The following is a 19050-nucleotide window of genomic DNA, read 5'->3' as shown; positions in this document are numbered from 1 at the left end:
GTCAACGCCGAGTCAGATCAGCTCGTGGAGCACGATCGACTCGTCGCGCTTGGGGCCGACGCCGACCACCGAGATGCGGGCGCCCGACATGGCCTCGACGGCCTTGACGTAGGCCTGTGCATTGGCCGGCAGCTCCTCGAAGGTGCGGCAGGCACTGATGTCCTCCCACCACCCGGGGAGGTAGTCATAGATCGGGACCGCGTGGTGGAAGTCGGTCTGGTTGACCGGCATCTCGTCGTGGCGCACGCCGTCGACGTCGTAGGCCACGCACACCGGGACCTGCTCGAGACCGGTGAGCACGTCGAGCTTGGTGAGCACGAAGTCGGTGACCCCGTTGACGCGGGCGGCGTAGCGGGCGATGACCGCGTCGTACCAGCCGCAGCGGCGCGGGCGGCCGGTCGTCGTGCCGTACTCGGCACCCACCTTGCGCAGGTGCTCCCCGAAGCTGTCATCGAGCTCGGTCGGGAAGGGGCCCTCGCCGACGCGGGTCGTATAGGCCTTGACGATGCCGATGACCTGGTCGAGGCGCATCGGCGGGATGCCCGAGCCGGTGCAGGCGCCCGCTGAGGTCGCCGACGACGAGGTGACGAAGGGGTAGGTGCCGTGGTCGACGTCGAGCAGGGTGGCCTGCCCCGCCTCGAGGAGCACGGTCTCGCCACGGTCGAGCGCCTGGTTGAGCAGCAGCCCGGTGTCGCTGACCATCGGCCGCAACCGGTCGGCGTACGACAGGAGCTCCTCGACGATCGCGTCGACGTCGGGCGCGCGACGGTTGTAGATCTTGGCCAGGATCTGGCCCTTGAGCTCCAGCGCCCCCTCGACCTTCTGGCGCAGGATGCCCTCGTCGAAGAGGTCCTGGATCCGGATGCCGATGCGGTTCATCTTGTCGGCGTACGTCGGTCCGATGCCGCGCCCCGTCGTGCCCAGGCGGCGCGAGCCGAGGAAGCGCTCGGTCACCTTGTCCAGGCTGCGGTTGTAGTCCGCGATGACGTGGGCGTTGGCGCTGACCTGGAGGCGGCTGACGTCCACGCCGCGGGCGATCAGGGCGTCGAGCTCGGCGAAGAGGACCTCGATGTCGACCACGACGCCGTTGCCGATCACCGGCGTGCAGTTGGGGCTCAGGATGCCGCTCGGCAGCAGGTGGAGGGCGTACTTCTCGTCGCCGATGACCACCGTGTGGCCGGCGTTGTTGCCGCCGTTGAACTTCACGACGTAGTCGACACGGCTACCGAGCAGGTCGGTGGCCTTGCCCTTGCCTTCGTCGCCCCACTGGGCTCCGATGATGGCGATCGCGGGCATCTGCACTCCTTTGACAACACCAAAGCCCCGGCAGCAACGGCCGGGGCTCTTGCCGCCACACGGTAGCAAAGCGAGCGCCCGGGGTCTCAATCCGCCCGCGCCGGGGTCCTCGGGTCGGCCCCCTCGGGTCGGCCCCTCGGTCGGCTAAGGTCCGACCACCATGGACCCCCTCCTCGTCATCACCAACAGCGACGCCGGCACCGCCGACGAAGAGTCGCTGGCAGCCGCCCTCGCCGTGCTCCGTGAGCACACCTCCGTGGAGGTCCAGGCGACCTCCAACCCCGGCGAGCTCGACGGGGTCCTGCACCGCGCGGCCTCTCGGCGCATCGTCGTGGCAGGTGGCGACGGGAGCATGCACGCGGTCATCTCCGCGCTCTACCGCCGCAACGAGCTGCGCGGGGCGACCGTCGGCCTGCTGCCGCTGGGCACGGGCAACGACCTCGCCCGTGGGCTCGGCATCCCCCTCGACATCGAGGAGGCCGCCCGGGTCCTGGTCACCGGCACCCCCCGCCCGATGGACCTGATCGTCGACGAGGTCGGCGAGATCGTGGTCAACAGCGTCCACGTCGGCGCCGGCGCCAACGCCAGCCGCCGCGGCCAGCGCTGGAAGGACCGGCTCCACTCGCTGGGGTTCGGCAAGGTCAACCTCGGCAAGCTCGGCTACCCGATCGGCGCCGCGCTCACCGCGTTCAACCCCCCGGTGGTCCGCCTGCACGTCCAGGTCGACGGCACGACGGTGACCGACCTCGACACCCAGGTGCTGATGGTCGCCCTCGGCAACGGCTCGTCGGTGGGCGGCGGCACCGAGCTCACGCCCGACGCCGACCCCGGCGACGGCCGGATCGACGTCATGATCTCCTTCGCGACCGGTCCCCTGGCCCGCCTCGTCTACGCGGCGCGACTCGGCATGGGCCGTCACCAGGAGGCCGAGGACGTCACGGCCCTGCGCGCCCGTCAGGTCTCCGTGAGCGGTGAGGCGTTCTGGGTCAGCGCCGACGGCGAGATCTACGGCCCCGAGCGCAACCGGACCTGGCACATCGAGCCGGCGGCGTACTCGATGGTGCTGCCGTGAGTCGGCGCCCTCCGTCCTAGTAGCGTTGCCGCCTGTGGCACGAGGCAGAGGACAGCAGGACGGCAACCCGACCGACTGGGTGACGCGGGCGGCGGACGACGCCGTCCGGCACGCGGGGGAGGGAGCGTCGCGCATCACGTGCGCCTCCGGCATCAGCCCCTCGGGACCGATCCACCTGGGCAACCTGCGCGAGTTCCTCACGGTCCACTTCGTGGTCGAGGAGATCCGCCGGCGCGGCATCGAGGTGCGTCACCTGCACAGCTGGGACGACTACGACCGTTTCCGCAAGGTCCCCGCGGGCATCGACGCCTCGTGGGCCGAGCACATCGGGCGCCCGCTCTCGGCCGTGCCCGACCCGTCGGGCGAGCACTCCTCCTGGGCCGAGCGCTACAAGGCGCCGCTGCGCTCCGCGCTGGCCGAGATGGGCTGCGAGATGGAGGAGGTGTCGCAGACCGAGATGTACGGCGCCGGCACCTACCGCTCGCAGATCCTCACCGCGATCTCGCGACGCGACGACATCGAGACCGTGATGTCGCGCTACCGCACCAAGGCGGGCGCCTCCTCCGAGGACGAGGAGGAGTCCGCCACGGCCGACCGCGGCTCGCTCGCCCGCTTCCCCTACCGGCCCTACTGCCGCCAGTGCAGCCGCGACACCGTCACGATCACGGCCTACGACGACGACACGACCGACCTGACCTACACCTGCGACTCGTGCGAGTTCACCGGCGTCACCCACGTCGCCACGCAGGACGAGGGCAAGCTCGTGTGGAAGGTGGACTGGCCGATGCGCTGGGCCTTCGAGGGTGTCGACTTCGAACCCGGTGGCGACGACCACGCCACGCCCGGTTCGTCCTACACGGTGGGTCGCGAGCTCGTGTCCACGATCTACGACGGGCGCGCGCCGTCGTTCGTCGCCTACTCGTTCGTCGGCGTCGCCGGTATGGCCAAGATGTCGTCGTCCAGGGGCGGCGTGCCGACAGCGGCCGACGCGCTGCGGATCCTCGAGGCGCCGATGCTGCGCTGGCTCTACGTGCGCCGTGCGCCCAAGCAGGTCTTCAACATCGACTTCGGGCCCGAGGTCGTGCGGCTGTACGACGAGTGGGACGCGCTGGCTCGCAAGGCATCCGACCCTGCCAAGCGTGACGTCGCGACCCTGGCCTTCGAACGCGCCTCGGCGACCACGACGGCGGGGCGGCTGCCCACGTCTGCCGTCAGCGTGCCGTTCCGTCTGCTGTCGTCGGTCGCCGACGTCACCGCCGGCTCCGCCGACCTGGTGTCCTCGATCGTCTCGAAGGTGGGTCACGTCCACGGCTCCGTCGCCGACCTGGAGCCCCGGCTGTCGAAGGCGATGACCTGGACCTCGCAGTTCGTGCCCGCCGAGGAGCGCACGACCGTGCGCGACGAGCCCGACGGCGTACGGCTCCTCACGCTCACCGAGGACGAGCAGCTCTGGCTCGCCCAGCTGATGGACCGGTTGCCGGACGAGTTCGAGCTCGACGAGCTGACCACGCTGATCTACGGCGTTCCCAAGCTCGCCCGCGGCATGGGTCTCGACGACCCGCCGACCGACCAGGTCAAGGCCGACCAGAAGGACTTCTTCAAGCTCCTCTACAACCTGCTCGTCGACGCCGACCGCGGCCCCCGCCTCCCCACCCTCTTCGTCGCTCTTGGCCCCTCACGGGTCCGCGAGCTGCTGGGCGCGTCGGGCGGCTGAGCGCGTCGGGCGGCTGAGCGCGAGCTCAGCCCAGCAGCGCGTCGAACGCAGCCGGGCTGGAGTCCCGGAGGAACTCCGAGCAGCGCTCCCACTCGGGCGTCTCGCCGATGGCGCGGGCGGAGAGGGCGAGCAGCGCCAGGCAGGTGAGGAAGCCGCGGTTGGGGGTGTGCTCCCACGGGACCGGGCCGTGACCCTTCCAGCCGTTGCGGCGCAGGTTGTCGAGCGAGCGGTGGTAGCCGACGCGAGCGAAGGCGTAGACGGTCACGTCGTCGGCGCCGCCGTCGCGGGCCTCGGTCGCCAGGGCGGCCCAGGCCGACGGGGACGCCGGGTGCCGTCGTACGACGTCGGCGGGCGTGGAGCCCTCGAGCTCGGCGGTCGCCGGGTCGACGGGGAGGTGGGTGGGAGGAGGTCCGGCCATCAGGTCCATGTGACTCATGCCCTGAAGTGTCCCAGGTGGGGTGTTCACTGGGACGGTGACCCAGACGCAACCCACTCCCGGGGCCACCCAGGAGCAGGACCCGTGGCCAGCGCTGCTCGCCCTCTGCCTCGGCTTCTTCATGATCCTGGTCGACTCGACCATCGTCAGCGTCGCGACGCCGGCGATCATCGAGGACTTCCAGACCGAGGTCAACAGCGTGGTGTGGGTGACCAGCGCCTACCTCCTCGCCTACGCCGTCCCGGTGTTGATCACGGGTCGGCTCGGTGACCGCTTCGGCCCCAAGCGGCTCTACCTGACCGGGTTGACGGTCTTCACGCTCGCGAGCCTGTGGTGCGGCCTGACCGGCAGCATCGAGGGCCTGATCGTGGCCCGCGTCGTGCAGGGCCTCGGCGCCGCGATGATCACGCCGCAGACGATGGCGATCATCACGCGGATCTTCCCCGCCGCACGACGCGGCAAGGCGATGGCGCTCTGGGGCGCGACCGCCGGGGTCGCCACGCTGGTCGGCCCGATCGTTGGCGGTGTCCTGGTCGACAGCCTGGGCTGGGAGTGGATCTTCTTCATCAACGTGCCCGTCGGGCTGGTCGCGTTCGCGCTCGCCTGGCGGCTGGTCCCGACGCTGCCGACCAACACGCACCGCTTCGACTGGCTGGGGGTCGCGCTGAGCGGCGCGGGCATGTTCCTGCTGGTCTTCGGCATTCAGGAGGGCAACCAGTACGACTGGGGCACCATCACCGGTCAGGTCACCGTGTGGCGGATGATCGGCGCGGGCCTGGTGATCTTCGCCGCGTTCGTCCTGTGGCAGCGCCTCAACACCCGGGAGCCGCTGGTGCCGCTCGGGCTCTTCCGCGACCGCAACTTCTCCCTCGCCAACGTGGCGATCACCACGATGGGTTTCGCGATCACCAGCCTGGCGATCCCCCTGATGCTCTACGCCCAGCTGGTGCGCGGCCTCAGCCCCACGCGGGCCGCGCTGCTGCTGGTGCCGATGGCGCTGATGACCATCGGGCTGGCCCGCTTCGTCGGCGGGCTCACCGACACCGTGCACCCGCGCAACCTCACCGGCGTCGGCTTCACCGCGATCATCGCCTCCCTGCTGTGGCTCTCGGCCGTCATGACACCCGACTCGGCGAACTGGGAGATCCTGCTGCCGATGGCTCTGCTCGGCATCGGCAACGCCCTGGTCTGGGCGCCCAACTCGGCGACCGCGACCCGCAACCTGCCGATCCACCAGGCGGGGGCTGGCGCCGGGGTCTACAACGCGACCCGCCAGGTCGGCGCCGTGCTCGGCGCCGCCGGCATCGCGGTGCTCATCGACGTCCGCCTCGCTGCCCAGGGCCTCTCCGGCGGCTTCAGCCCCGAGGCGGGTGGCTCCCAGCTGCCGGCCCAGGCGCAGGCACCCTTCGCCGAGGCCATGGCACAGACGATGTTGCTGCCGGCGGCCGTGCTGGTGCTGGGGCTGCTCGCGTCGTTGATGTTCGAGCGGCCCCAGCACTCAGGGTTCGAGCGCGGCCCGGAGGCCGAGGCCCAGGAGGCCCGGGAGTCCCAGGAGGCCTAGGAGGCCTAGGAGATCGACGTGCCGGCCGAACGGAGGTTCTCGCAGGCCTCGCCGACGCGGGCGGCCATGCCGGCCTCGGCGGCCTTGCCCCACGCACGAGGGTCGTAGACCTTCTTGTTGCCGACCTCGCCGTCGACCTTGAGCACGCCGTCGTAGTTCTTCAACATGTGGTCGACGACGGGGCGGGTGAAGGCGTACTGGGTGTCGGTGTCGACGTTCATCTTCACGACGCCGTAGTCCACGGCCGCGCCGATCTCCTCGGCGCTCGAGCCGGAGCCACCGTGAAAGACCAGGTCGAAGGGCTTGGAGCCGGCGGTGAGCCCGAGCTTCTCGATGACCGCCTCCTGGGCGGCCTTGAGGATCTCCGGGCGCAGCTTGACGTTGCCGGGCTTGTAGACGCCGTGCACGTTGCCGAAGGTCAGGGCCGCCATGTAGCGGCCGTTCTCGCCGTTGCCGAGCGCCTCGATGGTCGCGAGCGCGTCCTCGGGGCTCGTGTAGAGCTGCTCGTTGATCTCGTTGGCGACACCGTCCTCCTCGCCACCGACGACGCCGATCTCGACCTCGAGGATGATCTTCGCGGCGGTGCACTTCTCGAGCAGCTCACGAGCGATCCGCAGGTTCTCCTCGAGGGGTATGGCGGAGCCGTCCCACATGTGCGACTGGAAGAGCGGCAGCTCGCCGCGCTTGACCCGCTCGGCGGAGATGTCGACCAGCGGGCGGACGAAGCCGTCGAGCTTGTCCTGGGGGCAGTGGTCGGTGTGGAGCGCGATCTGCACGGGGTAGCTCTTGGCGACCTCGGCGGCGTAGGCCGCGAACGCCACCGAGCCGGTGACCATGTTCTTCACCGACGGACCCGAGAAGTAGTCGGCCCCACCGGTCGAGACCTGGATGATGCCGTCGGAGCCCGCGTCGGCGAAGCCCTTGAGGGCAGCGTTGAGGGTCTGGGACGACGAGACGTTGATGGCCGGGAAGGCGAAGGCGCCGGCCTTGGCGGCATCGAGCATCTGGGCGTAGGTCTCGGGAGTGGCGATGGGCATCTCGGGTGTGCTCCTCGGGCTGACAGTGGGCGTCGAACGCCACCCTAGTGGCTGCCCGTGGACTGCCGGTGGACTGCCGGCGGGTCACCCGAGGCGAGGATCACGCGTGACCTCGGGACGCCTCGTGCGTTGCCTGGGCAGATGTCTCGGCCCAGCCACACCCTCAGGAGCTCGACGATGATCCGCCGTCCCCTTCGGTCCCGCACGCGGTCCCGCACCGCCCTCGCAGCAGGGGCCGCCACCCTGGCCCTGACCGCGACGATGCTGACCCAGCCCACCCAGGCCACGCCGCCCACCGCCGCGGTCCTGGACCTGTTCGCCCCCCAGCTCGTCACGGTCGACACCCCGACCCGCGGCGACAAGGCTCGCCTGCAGAAGCTGGGACTCGACCTCACCGAGCACGCCGGCCACGACTACGTCGAGGTCGTGCTGCACACGCCGGCCGACGTCGCGGCACTGACGGCGGCCGGCTTCACCTACGACGTGCGCATCGCGGACCTGGTGAAGCGCGGCGTCGAGATCGCCGAGATCAACGAGGCCTACGCCGCCCGTGTCTCGCGCTCGGAGCTGCCGTCGGGCAACACCGACTACCGCACCCTCGAGGACTACAACGCGGACATGGCTGCGCTGGCCAAGGAGCACCCGACGCTGGTCAGGAAGTTCGCGCTGAAGCGCCCCAGCCTCGACGGCCGCACCGTCTACGGCGTGGAGATCGGCCGCAACGTCCGCGCGCCCCTCAGCGGCCAGCCGACGTTCCTCCTGATGGGCGTCCACCACGCCCGTGAGTGGCCCTCGGGCGAGCTCGCCATGGAGTTCGCCGTCGACCTCGCGAAGGGCTACGGCACCAACAAGCGCATCACGTCGCTGCTCGACCGCGGCCGCGTCATGGTCGTGCCCGTCGTCAACGTCGACGGCTTCGACCTCTCGCGCACCGACGGTGAGTTCGTCGACCTGCGCGCGCTCAACGACAGCGACCCCCTGGGTGGCAGCACCTCGATCCTGGCCACCCCGGGCCAGGCCTACAAGCGCAAGAACTGCCGCGTCGTGGACGGCCAGGACACCCCGGACGGCACCTGCGCACTCACGCTCAACAGCAACGGCGGGTTCGGCCTCGGTGTGGACCTCAACCGCAACTACGGCGGCTTCTGGGGCGGCCCCGGCGCAGCCGGGCCAGTGCCCGACGCCCAGGAGGTGTCCACCGGTCTGGCCGACCCGACCTACCGCGGCGCCGGTCCGTTCTCGGAGCCTGAGACCAAGAACATCCAGGACCTCGTCTCCAGCCGCCAGGTCACGATGTTGATCTCCAACCACACCTTCTCCAACCTCGTGCTGCGCCCCAACGGCGTCAACCCGAGCACCATCGGCTTCGACGGCCTGCCCGTCGGTGACGCCCCGGACGAGACGGCCCTCAAGCAGCTCGGTGCGAAGATGACGGCCGCCAACGGCTACGCCAACATCCACGGCTGGCAGCTCTACGACACCACCGGCACCACCGAGGACTGGTCCTACAACGCGACCGGCGGCTTCGGCTACACCTTCGAGATCGGCGAGAACGAGTTCCACCCGCCGTTCCCCGAGGTCGTCGACGAGTACGTCGGTGCCGGGAAGTACGCCGGCAAGGGCAATCGCGAGGCCTACCTCGTCGCTCTCGAGCACGCCGTCGACACCCGCTTCAGCGGTGTCATCAGGGGCACGGCGCCGAAGGGCGCGGTGATCCGGCTCTCCAAGACCTTCCAGACCCCCACCTGGGAGTCCTCCTTCCGCGACCGGATCAACACCCCGGTCCGCGTGGGCGGCGCCGGTCCCTTCTCGATGATCGTCAACCCCTCCACCCGCCCCGTCGTGCAGCCGCGGACCTACCAGATGACCGCCGTGAAGCCCTCGTCGGTCAAGGTGATCGAGGAGACCACGCCGGCCCCCAACGGGTTCACCGACACCACCTTCACCGTCCCGGCGGGCGTCGACCTGTGGCGCACCGAGCTCGACTGGCCGACGCCGGACGACCTCGACCTGACGGTCTTCCGCAAGCAGGGCGGCGAGCTCGTCGAGGTCGGCACCTCCGGCGGTCTCCCGGGCGAGAAGGAGATGGTCGAGCTGCCGAACCCCGAGGCCGGCACCTACGTCCTGCGGGTCATCAACTACGCCTCGGTCGCTCCGTCCTACACCCTCACGGAGTCGTTCTTCGACGCGAAGGTCGTGACCACCCAGGGCAAGCGCGAGAGCTACCGCCTCACCTGCGAGAAGAACGGCAAGGTGCTGCAGAGCATGCGCGTCTTCATCGACCGCGGCCAGGTCAAGCAGGTCGACCTCGGGGAGTGCCGCCGCCGCGCCTGAGGGGTTCCCGGACCACGACGTAGCCTCAAGGCATGCGTCGCCAGAGCACCCTGAGGACCACCACGCGTGAGTCACGACTGCCCGTGCCTGCCCAGCAGGCATGGGCAGTCGTCGCGTCGGGCCGTGCCGGCCCGCAGTGGTACGTCGACGCGGCACCGTTCGTCGTACGCGGCGGGATCGACCGGCTCGTCGGCGGCGCGGGCCGGGCGTGGCCCCCTCCCGACACGGCCCTGCTCGCGACCGGCGACCGCGCCGGCTTCTGGCGGGTCGCCGAGGCCGACCTCGAGCAGCGGCACCTGGTGCTGGTCGCCGAGGTGCGCGCGCCCGGCACCGTCACCCTGCTCACCGACGTGCTGCCGGACGTGGAGGGCTGCCTCGTGCGCCAGACGGTGCGCCTGGACCCGAGCGGACTGCTGGGAGCGGCCTACCTGCTGGCCGACCTACCCGCCCGCGAGGCCGTCCTCGAGCTGACCCACCGCCGGCTGCTGCACGACCTCGCCCGTGACAACCGATCGGGGAGCTGGCCCGTAGACCAGGTATGAACCTCACCGGCGAGCTCGAGCGCAGCTTCGGGGACGGCCCTGCGCCGCGCCCGGTCGACGACCACCTGAGCGCCGGACGTGGCGCCCTTCGTCGCCGGCGCGGCCTGACGGGCGCTGTCGCTGCTGCGGCGGGAGCCGTCGCGCTGACCGTGGTCCTCTCCGTCACGGGCGGCACGTCCCCGGACGCCTCCCCCGACGTCGCGGCCGACCCGACACCGACGCCCACGGCCGAGACGACGCCCGCGGCCCCGCCCAGCCAGGCGCCGTGGACCGACGAGATGGTCCCGATCCGCTACCGCGACGGCGAGTTCGAGGTCCGCCTCGACGCGGTGGTGCACGAGCGCGTCGACAACCCCTTCGACTACGAGGCGCCTCAGGCCTCCGCAGCCCTCGACGTCACCTTCGAGGGTCGGCGGGCGTGGGTCATCGCCACGCTCCGGCGATCCGACGGGCAGCTGCAGTTCGGCTACTCCGAGTCCGTGCCCAGCAACGGGTGGGCGAGCTTCGCCGACTACGTCGCCGACCAGGCGGACCTGACCACCGGCGGCAACAACGGTTGGCCCGAGACCCTGGTCCTGACCGACATCGGCGAGGTCGTCGCGGGTCCCGGCAGCGAGGTCCTCCAGCGCACCGACGACCCGCAGCTTGGCGCCACGTTCGCGGGTCCCGGCGAGCCGACCGGCGCCGCGATCGTCACCGCCGCCGAGGACGGCCAGGGCTACTTCGTCGTCTGGCGCGTCGTCGACGGCGACCTCGATGTCATCTACACACCACCGATCGACGTGGTGGGCAACACCTTCGAGGAGCTCCTCTCCTACGCCCGCAGCCAGTACGCCGGCGGAGAGGGCCTGCGATGACGATCTCCTCTCGGGACGTGGAGTTCACCGACTTCGTGGCCGCCCGCCAGGTCCACCTGCGCCGGATCGCGTATGCCGTGTGCGGCGACTGGAACCGCGCCGCCGACCGTGGCGCAACCAGGAGAAGCCGGGGCTGGACGGCCACGACCGCGCCGCCCGCACCGGCCTGCCGCCCGAGGAACGCTCGGCGCTCTTCGACGCGCTCCAGGACCTCCCGGAGATGCAGCGCAAGGTCGTGGTGCTGCGGCACTGGCTGGGGCTCTCGGTCGCCGAGACCGCGGTCAAGCTCCGGATCGCCGAGGGCACGGTCAAGAGCCACTCCAGCCGTGGCGTCGAGCGGCTCCAGCAGGTGCTGGCCGAGCACTGACGCCGCGCTAGCCGCGCCAGTTGTCGTCGGCCGAGAGGTCGGCGTGCGTGCGAACCCAGGCGTGCATGGCGATCGCGGCAGCGGCCGAGGCGTTGATCGAGCGGGTCGAGCCGAACTGCGCGATCGAGAACGTGCCGTCGCACGCCTCGCGGGCCGTCTCGGAAAGGCCGGGACCCTCCTGCCCGAAGAGGAAGCAGACCCGCCGCGGCACCTCCATCGTCTCGAGGTGCTCGCTGCCGGGCAGGTTGTCGATCCCCAGCAGGCGGACGTCGTGCTCACGCAGGTAGGCGGCCAGGTCCGCGGCCGTCGCGTGGTGCCGGACGTGCTGGTAGCGGTCGGTGACCATCGCGCCGCGCCTGTTCCACCGTCGGTTGCCGACGATGTGCACCTCGGCGGCGAGGAAGGCGTTGGCGGAGCGGACGATCGTGCCGATGTTGAAGTCGTGCTGCCAGTTCTCGATGGCGACGTGGAAGTCGTGGCGGCGCAGGTCGAGGTCGGCGACGATCGCCGCCATGCTCCAGTAGCGGTAGCGGTCGACCACGTTGCGCCGGTCGCCCTCGGCCAGGAGCTGCTCGTCGTACTGCGCGCCCTCGGGCAGCGGGCCCTCCCACGGGCCCACGCCGACCTCGGCCGGACCGTGCGGCATCGGGTCGTACGGCGCCCGGCGCTCGTCGTCGTCCATCGGCTGTTCACCCCGCGCCCGGATCAGGGGGATCTCAGGGGTGAGAGCGGGCACGGCGGTGACCCTACGGCAGGTACCGTTCTCCCGTGAGCCTCCTGGCGGTGCTGCCCGATCTCCATCCCCTGCTGCTCGGCATCAAGTGGATGGAGCCGGAGTGGTTGCTCGAGAGCTTCGGGGGCAGCCTGATCTGGATCAGCCTGGCGATCATCTTCGTGGAGTGCGGGCTGTTCTTCCCGTTCCTGCCCGGTGACACGTTGCTCTTCGCCCTGGGGCTCTTCATCGCTGGTCAGCAGATCGAGGTTCTCGGCATCGGCACGCCGGGCGTCGAGCTCGCCATCGCGCTGGTCCTGATGTCGATCGCGGCCTTCCTCGGCAACGTCGTCGGCTACGAGATCGGGCGCAGGGTCGGGCCACCGCTCTACCACCGCGACGGCCGCATCCTGAAGAAGAAGTACTTCGACAACACCTCTGCGTTCTTCGACAGGCACGGCAACAAGGCGCTGGTCATCGGGCGCTTCGTCCCGTTCGTGCGCACCTACATCACCGTCGTGGCCGGCGTGACCCAGATGGAGCGGCGCCGCTTCTTCCAGTGGAGCGCCGTCGGTGCCGTGCTGTGGGTCTTCAGCATCACGATGCTGGGCTACTTCCTCGGGCGCACCTTCCCCGCGGTCGGCGACAACATCGACTACGCGATGATCGCGATCCTGGTCTTCACCGTGGCCCCGCTGGCCTACGAGGGCATCAAGCACCGCCGCGAGCTCAACCACGCCGACCAGGACGAGAGCGGCGCCGAGCAGGCCTAGCCGCGGGCGGCGTCCAGGTCGGCCTTGGTGAGGACGGCACGCACCTCGAGCCCCACGTCCGCGAGCGGGTTCTCCTCCACCGGGCTGCGGTCGATCGCGCACACGACCACCTCGACGATCGCACCGGCGGCGCGCAGCGCCTGCGTCGCGTCACGGACGGCGCCGCCCGTCGTGATGACGTCCTCGATGATCGTGACGTAGCGGCCCGCCACGTCGGGGCCCTCGGCCAGCTTGCAGGTGCCGTACTCCTTGGCCTTCTTGCGCACGAACAGCCCCGGCGTCCCGGTCATGCTGCTGACCATGGTCGCGATCGGGATGCCGCCGAGCTCGAGACCGCCGAGCAGCTCGCTGCGCTCGGGCAGCAGCGGCACCATCTGGGCGGCCACGCGGGCCAGCAGGGCGGGCTGGGCCTCGAAGAGGTACTTGTCGAAGTACTCCGAGGACAGCTGGCCCGAGCGGAGGGTGAACTCCCCCGTCAGCCGGGAGCAGGCGTCGATGTCGGCGGCGAGCATGGGGTCCGGGGTGGCGGCGTCGGTCACGGGACGAGGCTAGCGGCTGGTGTGCCTGGTCCCCCGTAGGGTGAAACGCATGGCGCTCGCACACCGGCTCGACGGCATCCCGCCCACGATCTTCTCGACCATGTCGGCGCTGGCGATCAGGACCGGGGCGCTCAACCTGGGCCAGGGGTTCCCCGACGTGGACGGCCCGGCATCGACGATCGCCCGCGCGGGCGAGGCCCTGCGGTCCGGGGCCAACCAGTACGCCCCGGGGATCGGCGTTCCCGCACTGCGCGAGGCGATCGCGCGGCACCAGCAGCGCCACTACGGCATCTCGCTGGACCCGGACCGCGAGGTCGTCGTGACCACCGGCTGCACCGAGGCCGTGGCCGCGGCGCTGCTGGGACTGGTCGACCCGGGCGACGAGATCATCGTGCTCGAGCCCTACTACGACTCCTACGTGGCGATGATCCAGATGTCCGGCGGCATCCGCCGACCGGTCACCCTGCGCGCCCCGGACTTCCGGCTCGACGTGGCCGCGTTGCGCGCCGCCGTGACACCGGCGACGCGCTTCGTGCTCCTCAACTCGCCGCACAACCCGACCGGCACGGTGCTGACCCGCGAGGAGCTGGCCGCCGTCGCGCAGGTGGCGGTCGAGCACGACCTGGTCGTGATCACCGACGAGGTCTACGAGCACCTCGTCTACGACCACCACGAGCACGTGCCGATCGCGACCCTGCCCGGGATGCGCGAGCGCACGCTGACGTTGTCGAGCGTCGGCAAGTCCTACTCGTTCACCGGCTGGAAGGTCGGCTGGGCGACCGGTCCGGCCGCGCTCGTGGGCGCGGTGCTGGCGGCCAAGCAGTGGCTGACCTTCACCTCCGGCTCGCCGCTCCAACCCGCGGTCGCGCAGGCACTGGACGAGGAGCCCGACTTCCCCCGCCGGCTCGCGGCCGACCTCCAGTCCCGGCGCGACCTGCTCTGCGAGGGCCTGGCCGACGCCGGGCTGCCGGTGCGACCACCCGCGGGCACCTACTTCGCCTCCACCGACATCACCCACCTCGGCTGGCCCGACGGGCTGTCGTTCTGCGAGGCGCTGCCCGAGCGAGCCGGCGTCGTCGCGATCCCGGCCCAGGTGTTCTACGACGACCAGGACGCCGGTCGTCAGCTGGTGCGCTGGGCGTTCTGCAAGGAGCGCGACACCATCACCGACGGCGTACGACGGCTGGCTGCGGCTGAGCTGCGGGCGTGAGGCTGGCGGCGTGATGGCCGCCCCCGACCATCAGCCCCAGGGCTGCGACGTGCCGGTCGGCAGCTGGTCGGGCTGGCGCTTGGCGAACCACTGGTTGGCGCCGCCGGTGAAGAGCAGCACGATCACGGCGACGGCCGCGATGAGCGTGAGGGCCGAGACGCCCGAGGTGATGCCGATCAGGCTGAACAGCGCGGTGACGGCCGAGGAGACCACGAGCATGATCCGCGCCCAGTTGCGACGCTTGAGGGTGAGGATGCCGAGCACGATGGCGCTGACCGACCAGACGACGAAGACCACCATGACCGCGAGCACCACGGCGGTGAGGTCTCCGGCGGAGATGTCGCCCATGCCCTGCTGGTTGGCCAGCTCGTCGTTGATCGTGTCCTCGACGTCGTCACGCGCGACGAAGATTGCGGCCGTCACGACGAGGAAGAGCAGCAACGAGATCGTCGACATCACGATCGCCACGATCCCGGCGGCCGTGACGGTGCCCGGGCGCTTGTCCGGGTCTCCGGTCGGGGCGCCGTAGGGCTGCTGCTGGCCGTAGGGCGCCGGGGCGGCCAGCGGCGGCGGCTGCTGGCCGTAGGACGGCTCGCCGGCCGGTTGCCCATAGGGATTCGGGCTCGCCGGCGGGGTGCCGTAGGGGTTGTCGGCCGAGGGGAAGTTCGGGTCACTCATGCGAAAACTCAACCACACCACCCCAGCCGGAGCACCCTCAGGCGAACCAGGCGCGCACCTCGGGTCGCATCAGCAGCGCGAAGGTGGCCGTGCAGGCGACGAACGGCAGGGCCAGCACGATGCTGAACAGCGACCCGACGAGGCAGACCACGCCGGCCACGCCGGCGCAGATCATCAGGGCCGTGCGCCCCCAGGCCGTCCGCCGGAATGCCAGCACCGCGAAGGTCACGGCGGCTGCACCCCACAGCAGCACGACGGCGGCACTGACGTAGGTGCCGGTGATGATCGAGGAGCGCGAGAGCCCCTCCGCGGCAAGGTCGGGGCTCTGCCGGTCGATCTCGTCGAAGACCAGATCAGGCACAGCGATCAGGGTGAGCACGCTGAGCGCCATGAAGATCATGCCGAGACCGCAGACGGACCACGTCACCAGGCACGCCCAGAGCACGGCACTCGGACGCGCGGCCGGTCGCTCGGGTGCGGACGCCTGGTGGCGGGCAGGCAGCGTCGCAGTAGCCGAGGGGGCCGAACCGAAGCCCTGCACCGCGCGAGGCCCGGTCGGCGGCGGGGGCGGCGCGACGTGCTGCCCGGCCCTGCCGGCGCCGGGCCCGACGGTGCGCTCGGCGTCGGCGGGTCGTCGTACGACGCCGTCGAACCAGTCCTTGGCCGGCTGGAACCACAGCATCACCGACGACGCGACGACGAGCGAGGCGAGGAACCCGCCGACGGCCATGCCGCTGATGAACAGCGGCAGGGCCAGCACGGCGAGTCCGAGCCGGGCGCTCCTGGTGCGCTTGAGCACGTGGAAGCCGAGGATCGCGGTCGCCGTCGCCGTGGCGCCGGCGACCATCGAGAGGACCCGCAGGATCGTCTCCACCGACGTGGCCGAGAGGCCCAGTCCGTCGCCCGGGGGCTCGGAGAGGAAGGTGTCGATCGTCTGCTGGGTCTCGAGGGTGCCGAGCCCCGCGATCCGCTCGAAGACCGACGCCACGATCAGCGCCGACCCACCCATGATCAGGGCGGCGGCGAAGGTGACCTGGCGTGGTCGCTCGAGGGGCTTGTCGCTCATGGCACCCATTCCACCAGCGCCCTGGTCACACCCTCACCACGGGGCGACTCATGCGGCCACGGCGAGGGCCAGCCCGCCCCCGTCTGCCAGGTCGACCCGCACGGTGCCGCCGTCGACGACCTCCCCGCCGATGAGCAGCCGGGCGAGCGGGTCACCGATGGCGCTCTGGATCAGGCGACGCAGCGGACGGGCGCCGTAGGCCGGGTCGTAGCCGGTCTCCGCCAGCCACGCGCGGGCGGCGTCGCTGACCTCGATGTTGATCCGGCGCACGGCGAGCCGGTGCTCGAGCAGCGCGAGCTGCAGGTCGACGATGTGGGTCAGCGCCTCGGGGGAGAGTGCCTCGAACTGCACGATCTCGTCGAGCCGGTTGAGGAACTCGGGCTTGAAGCTCGCCCGCACGGTCGCGAGCACGGCCTCGCGCTTCGTGTCCGTGTCCAGGGTGGGGTCGACGAGGTAGTGCGAGCCCAGGTTGCTGGTGAGGATCAGCAGCGTGTTGCGGAAGTCGACCGTGCGTCCCTGGCCATCGGTGAGCCGGCCGTCGTCGAGCACCTGGAGCAGCACGTCGAACACCTCGGGGTGCGCCTTCTCGACCTCGTCGAGCAGGACCACGGCATAGGGGCGACGCCGCACGGCCTCGGTGAGCTGGCCGCCCTCGTCGTAGCCGACGTAGCCCGGAGGGGCGCCGACGAGCCGCGCGACGGAGTGCTTCTCGCCGTACTCACTCATGTCGATGCGCACGATCGCGCGCTCGTCGTCGAACAGGAAGTCGGCCAGCGACTTGGCCAGCTCGGTCTTGCCCGTGCCGGTGGGGCCGAGGAAGAGGAAGGAGCCGGTGGGTCGGTTCGGGTCGGCGATGCCGGCACGCGAGCGTCGTACGGCGTCGCTCACCGCGCGTACGGCGTCCTCCTGGCCGATCAGCCGCTCGCCGATGACCTCCTCCATCCGCAGCAGCTTGGCGGTCTCCCCCTCGAGCATCCGCCCGGTCGGGATGCCGGTCCACGCCTCGACCACGTCGGCGATCTGCTCGGCACCCACCTGCTCGCCGACCATCGGCTCGAGCGTGGAGGACTGGTCGGCCTCGACCTGGTGGAGCTTGCGCTCCAGCTCGGGGATCTGGCCGTAGAGGATCTCGCTGGCCTCGTCGAGCCTGCCCTCGCGCATCAGCTTGTCGGCATGGACGCGCACGGTGTCGAGGCGGCGGCGCAGCTCGCCCTCGCCCTCGAGCGACGACTTCTCCTGCTCCCACCGCACCTCGAGGCCGCGCAGCTCCTCCTCGTGGTCGGCCAGGTCGGCACGCAGCCGCTCGAGCCGGTCGACGGAGGCAGCGTCGGACTCCTTCGCGAGGGCGAACTCCTCCATCTTAAGCCGCTCCACCCGGCGCCGCAGCTGGTCGATCTCCTCCGGGGAGGACTCGATCTCCATGCGCAGCCGGGACGCGGCCTCGTCGATCAGGTCGATGGCCTTGTCGGGCAGCTGGCGACCGGTGATGTAGCGGTCGGACAGCGTGGCGGCGGCGACCAGAGCGGCGTCGGTGATGCGGACGCCGTGGTGCGCCTCGTATTTCTCCTGGATGCCGCGCAGGATCTGGATGGTGTCCTCGACCGTCGGCTCACCGACGAAGATCTGCTGGAAGCGACGCTCCAGCGCGGGGTCCTTCTCGATCCGCTCGCGGTATTCGTCCAGGGTCGTGGCACCGATCATGTGCAGCTCGCCGCGCGCCAGCATCGGCTTGAGCATGTTGCCGGCGTCCATCGCGGAGTCCCCGCCCGCTCCGGCCCCGACGACGGTGTGCAGCTCGTCGATGAACGTGATGACCTGCCCTCCGGCGTCCTTGATCTCCTCCAGGACGGCCTTGAGCCGCTCCTCGAACTCGCCGCGGTACTTCGCGCCCGCCACCATCGCGGCCAGGTCCAGGCTGAGCACCCGGCGGCCCTTGAGGGAGTCGGGAACGTCGCCTGCGACGACGCGCTGCGCGAGGCCCTCGACGACGGCGGTCTTGCCGACGCCGGGCTCGCCGATCAGCACCGGGTTGTTCTTCGTCCGGCGCGAGAGCACCTGCACGACGCGGCGGATCTCGGCGTCGCGGCCGATCACCGGATCGAGCCGGCCCTCCTCGGCGGCGGCGGTGAGGTCGACGGAGTACTTCTCGAGCGCCTCGTACGTCGACTCGGCGTCCTGGCTGGTGACCCGACGGTTGCCGCGGACGGCGGTGAGCCCCTCGCGCAACCCCGCCTCGGTGAGGCCCGCGTCGGTGAGGAGGGTCTGGGCCGGGCTCGCCGTGCCCGCGACCGCGATGAGCAGGTGCTCGGTCGCGACGTAGTCGTCCGACCTGTCGCGGGCGAGGTCGAGCGCGGCGGCGAGAACCCGGGTGAGGGCGGCGGAGGCGGCAGGCTGCTGGACGGTGGCGCCGCTGGCCTTGGGCAGCGCCTCCAGGGCGGTCTCGGCGCGGGCGGTGAGCGTGGCCGCGTCGACGCCGGCCTTCGTCACCAGGTTGCGGGCGATCCCGTCGTCCTGGCGCAGCAGCGCGACGAGGACGTGGAGCGGCTCGGTGGTGCTGTTGCCGGCGGTCGTGGCCAACAGCTGGGCGGCCTCGATCGCCTCGCGGCTGCGGGTCGTGAACTTGTCGGCGCCGAACTGGCTCATGGCTTCTCCTTGACGTGCGTGCGGACTCTGCTGCCTGGCACAACGTTCGCAGAGTTGAGTCTGTTCCACTCAACTTTAGGAATTTCGGCCCTGGCGCCCGGACCAGACCCCTGAGTGGGTTCCGGAACGACTTTTAGAAAAAGGCCACCCGTTCCCGAGCACCTTCCCTTACCGTGAAGAGCGGAGCACGCTGCCGGGGGAGGCGGCGTGGGG

The 19050-nt window shown here is 70.9% G+C and carries 17 protein-coding genes; 9 read left to right on the top strand and 8 right to left on the bottom strand.

The features are described 5' to 3' along the window. Positions 1-12: 12 nt before the first annotated feature. Entirely contained in the window at positions 13-1296 is a 1284-nt protein-coding gene (locus tag BM204_RS19640) for an adenylosuccinate synthase (protein ID WP_091116972.1), read from the bottom strand. A gap of 160 nt (positions 1297-1456) precedes the next feature. On the opposite strand from BM204_RS19640, the gene BM204_RS19635 reads away from it, so the two are divergent. Then, positions 1457-2368, top strand: a complete 912-nt coding sequence (locus tag BM204_RS19635; protein ID WP_091116970.1) for a diacylglycerol/lipid kinase family protein — start codon at positions 1457-1459, stop codon at positions 2366-2368. A gap of 34 nt (positions 2369-2402) precedes the next feature. Continuing rightward, positions 2403-4082 carry a lysine--tRNA ligase gene (gene lysS, locus BM204_RS19630; RefSeq protein ID WP_091116967.1) on the top strand — a complete coding sequence of 560 codons (1680 nt, stop codon included), beginning with the start codon at positions 2403-2405 and terminating at the stop codon, positions 4080-4082. 25 nt (positions 4083-4107) lie between these two features. Here the strand turns inward: lysS and BM204_RS19625 are convergent, their stop codons facing one another. Further along, positions 4108-4518: a DUF3151 domain-containing protein gene (locus tag BM204_RS19625; protein ID WP_091116965.1), complete on the bottom strand. Its 411-nt coding sequence runs from the start codon at positions 4516-4518 to the stop codon at positions 4108-4110. Between the two features lie 37 nt (positions 4519-4555). Between BM204_RS19625 and BM204_RS19620 the strand changes: the two genes are divergently transcribed. Beyond that, entirely contained in the window at positions 4556-6079 is a 1524-nt protein-coding gene (locus BM204_RS19620; RefSeq protein WP_091116961.1) for a DHA2 family efflux MFS transporter permease subunit, read from the top strand. Between the two features lie 5 nt (positions 6080-6084). Here BM204_RS19620 and fbaA read toward each other — a convergent pair whose 3' ends face one another. Next, a complete protein-coding gene (fbaA, locus tag BM204_RS19615; RefSeq protein ID WP_091116959.1) occupies positions 6085-7116 on the bottom strand; it encodes a class II fructose-bisphosphate aldolase in 1032 nt (343 codons plus the stop codon). Positions 7117-7293: 177 nt separating this feature from the next. Here fbaA and BM204_RS19610 point away from each other — a divergent pair, with 177 nt between their 5' ends. The 4 genes from BM204_RS19610 (at position 7294) to BM204_RS19595 (ending at position 11216) form a co-directional block, all read left to right on the top strand. After that, a complete protein-coding gene (locus BM204_RS19610; protein ID WP_218031337.1) occupies positions 7294-9450 on the top strand; it encodes a M14 family zinc carboxypeptidase in 2157 nt (718 codons plus the stop codon). Positions 9451-9482: 32 nt separating this feature from the next. After that, positions 9483-9992 carry a DUF2867 domain-containing protein gene (locus BM204_RS19605; protein WP_091116956.1) on the top strand — a complete coding sequence of 170 codons (510 nt, stop codon included), beginning with the start codon at positions 9483-9485 and terminating at the stop codon, positions 9990-9992. Continuing rightward, on the top strand, positions 9989-10849 hold the full coding sequence (locus BM204_RS19600; protein WP_091116954.1) for a hypothetical protein: 861 nt from the start codon (positions 9989-9991) through the stop codon (positions 10847-10849). The genes BM204_RS19605 and BM204_RS19600 overlap by 4 nt, the downstream gene beginning before the upstream one ends. 79 nt (positions 10850-10928) lie before the next feature. After that, positions 10929-11216 (top strand): sigma factor-like helix-turn-helix DNA-binding protein, encoded by a 288-nt coding sequence (locus BM204_RS19595; protein WP_246166488.1) that lies wholly within the window; start codon positions 10929-10931, stop codon positions 11214-11216. A 7-nt stretch (positions 11217-11223) separates the two neighbouring features. Here the strand turns inward: BM204_RS19595 and BM204_RS19590 are convergent, their stop codons facing one another. After that, positions 11224-11862 (bottom strand): TrmH family RNA methyltransferase, encoded by a 639-nt coding sequence (locus BM204_RS19590; protein WP_091117029.1) that lies wholly within the window; start codon positions 11860-11862, stop codon positions 11224-11226. A gap of 122 nt (positions 11863-11984) precedes the next feature. On the opposite strand from BM204_RS19590, the gene BM204_RS19585 reads away from it, so the two are divergent. Next, positions 11985-12701: a DedA family protein gene (locus BM204_RS19585; RefSeq protein ID WP_246166486.1), complete on the top strand. Its 717-nt coding sequence runs from the start codon at positions 11985-11987 to the stop codon at positions 12699-12701. Here BM204_RS19585 and pyrE read toward each other — a convergent pair. Continuing rightward, complete coding sequence (gene pyrE / locus BM204_RS19580; protein ID WP_307725918.1) at positions 12698-13240, bottom strand: orotate phosphoribosyltransferase; 543 nt, start codon at positions 13238-13240, stop codon at positions 12698-12700. The genes BM204_RS19585 and pyrE overlap by 4 nt on opposite strands. 49 nt (positions 13241-13289) lie before the next feature. On the opposite strand from pyrE, the gene BM204_RS19575 reads away from it, so the two are divergent. Continuing rightward, positions 13290-14450 carry a pyridoxal phosphate-dependent aminotransferase gene (locus BM204_RS19575; RefSeq protein WP_091116952.1) on the top strand — a complete coding sequence of 387 codons (1161 nt, stop codon included), beginning with the start codon at positions 13290-13292 and terminating at the stop codon, positions 14448-14450. Between the two features lie 30 nt (positions 14451-14480). Here the strand turns inward: BM204_RS19575 and BM204_RS19570 are convergent, their stop codons facing one another. From BM204_RS19570 to clpB, 3 genes are read right to left on the bottom strand one after another with little or no spacing between them, the layout of a single operon-like run. Then, on the bottom strand, positions 14481-15128 hold the full coding sequence (locus BM204_RS19570) for a hypothetical protein (protein ID WP_091116949.1): 648 nt from the start codon (positions 15126-15128) through the stop codon (positions 14481-14483). 37 nt (positions 15129-15165) lie between these two features. Next, on the bottom strand, positions 15166-16194 hold the full coding sequence (locus tag BM204_RS19565; RefSeq protein ID WP_143099847.1) for a hypothetical protein: 1029 nt from the start codon (positions 16192-16194) through the stop codon (positions 15166-15168). A gap of 48 nt (positions 16195-16242) precedes the next feature. Then, complete coding sequence (gene clpB, locus BM204_RS19560; RefSeq protein WP_091116944.1) at positions 16243-18837, bottom strand: ATP-dependent chaperone ClpB; 2595 nt, start codon at positions 18835-18837, stop codon at positions 16243-16245. Positions 18838-19050 lie beyond the last annotated feature (213 nt).

The organism is Nocardioides psychrotolerans (genome assembly GCF_900113685.1).
Classification (GTDB): domain Bacteria; phylum Actinomycetota; class Actinomycetes; order Propionibacteriales; family Nocardioidaceae; genus Nocardioides; species Nocardioides psychrotolerans.
The sequence above is the reverse complement of the archived record's forward strand: the minus strand, read 5'-3'. Positions and strand labels throughout refer to the sequence as shown.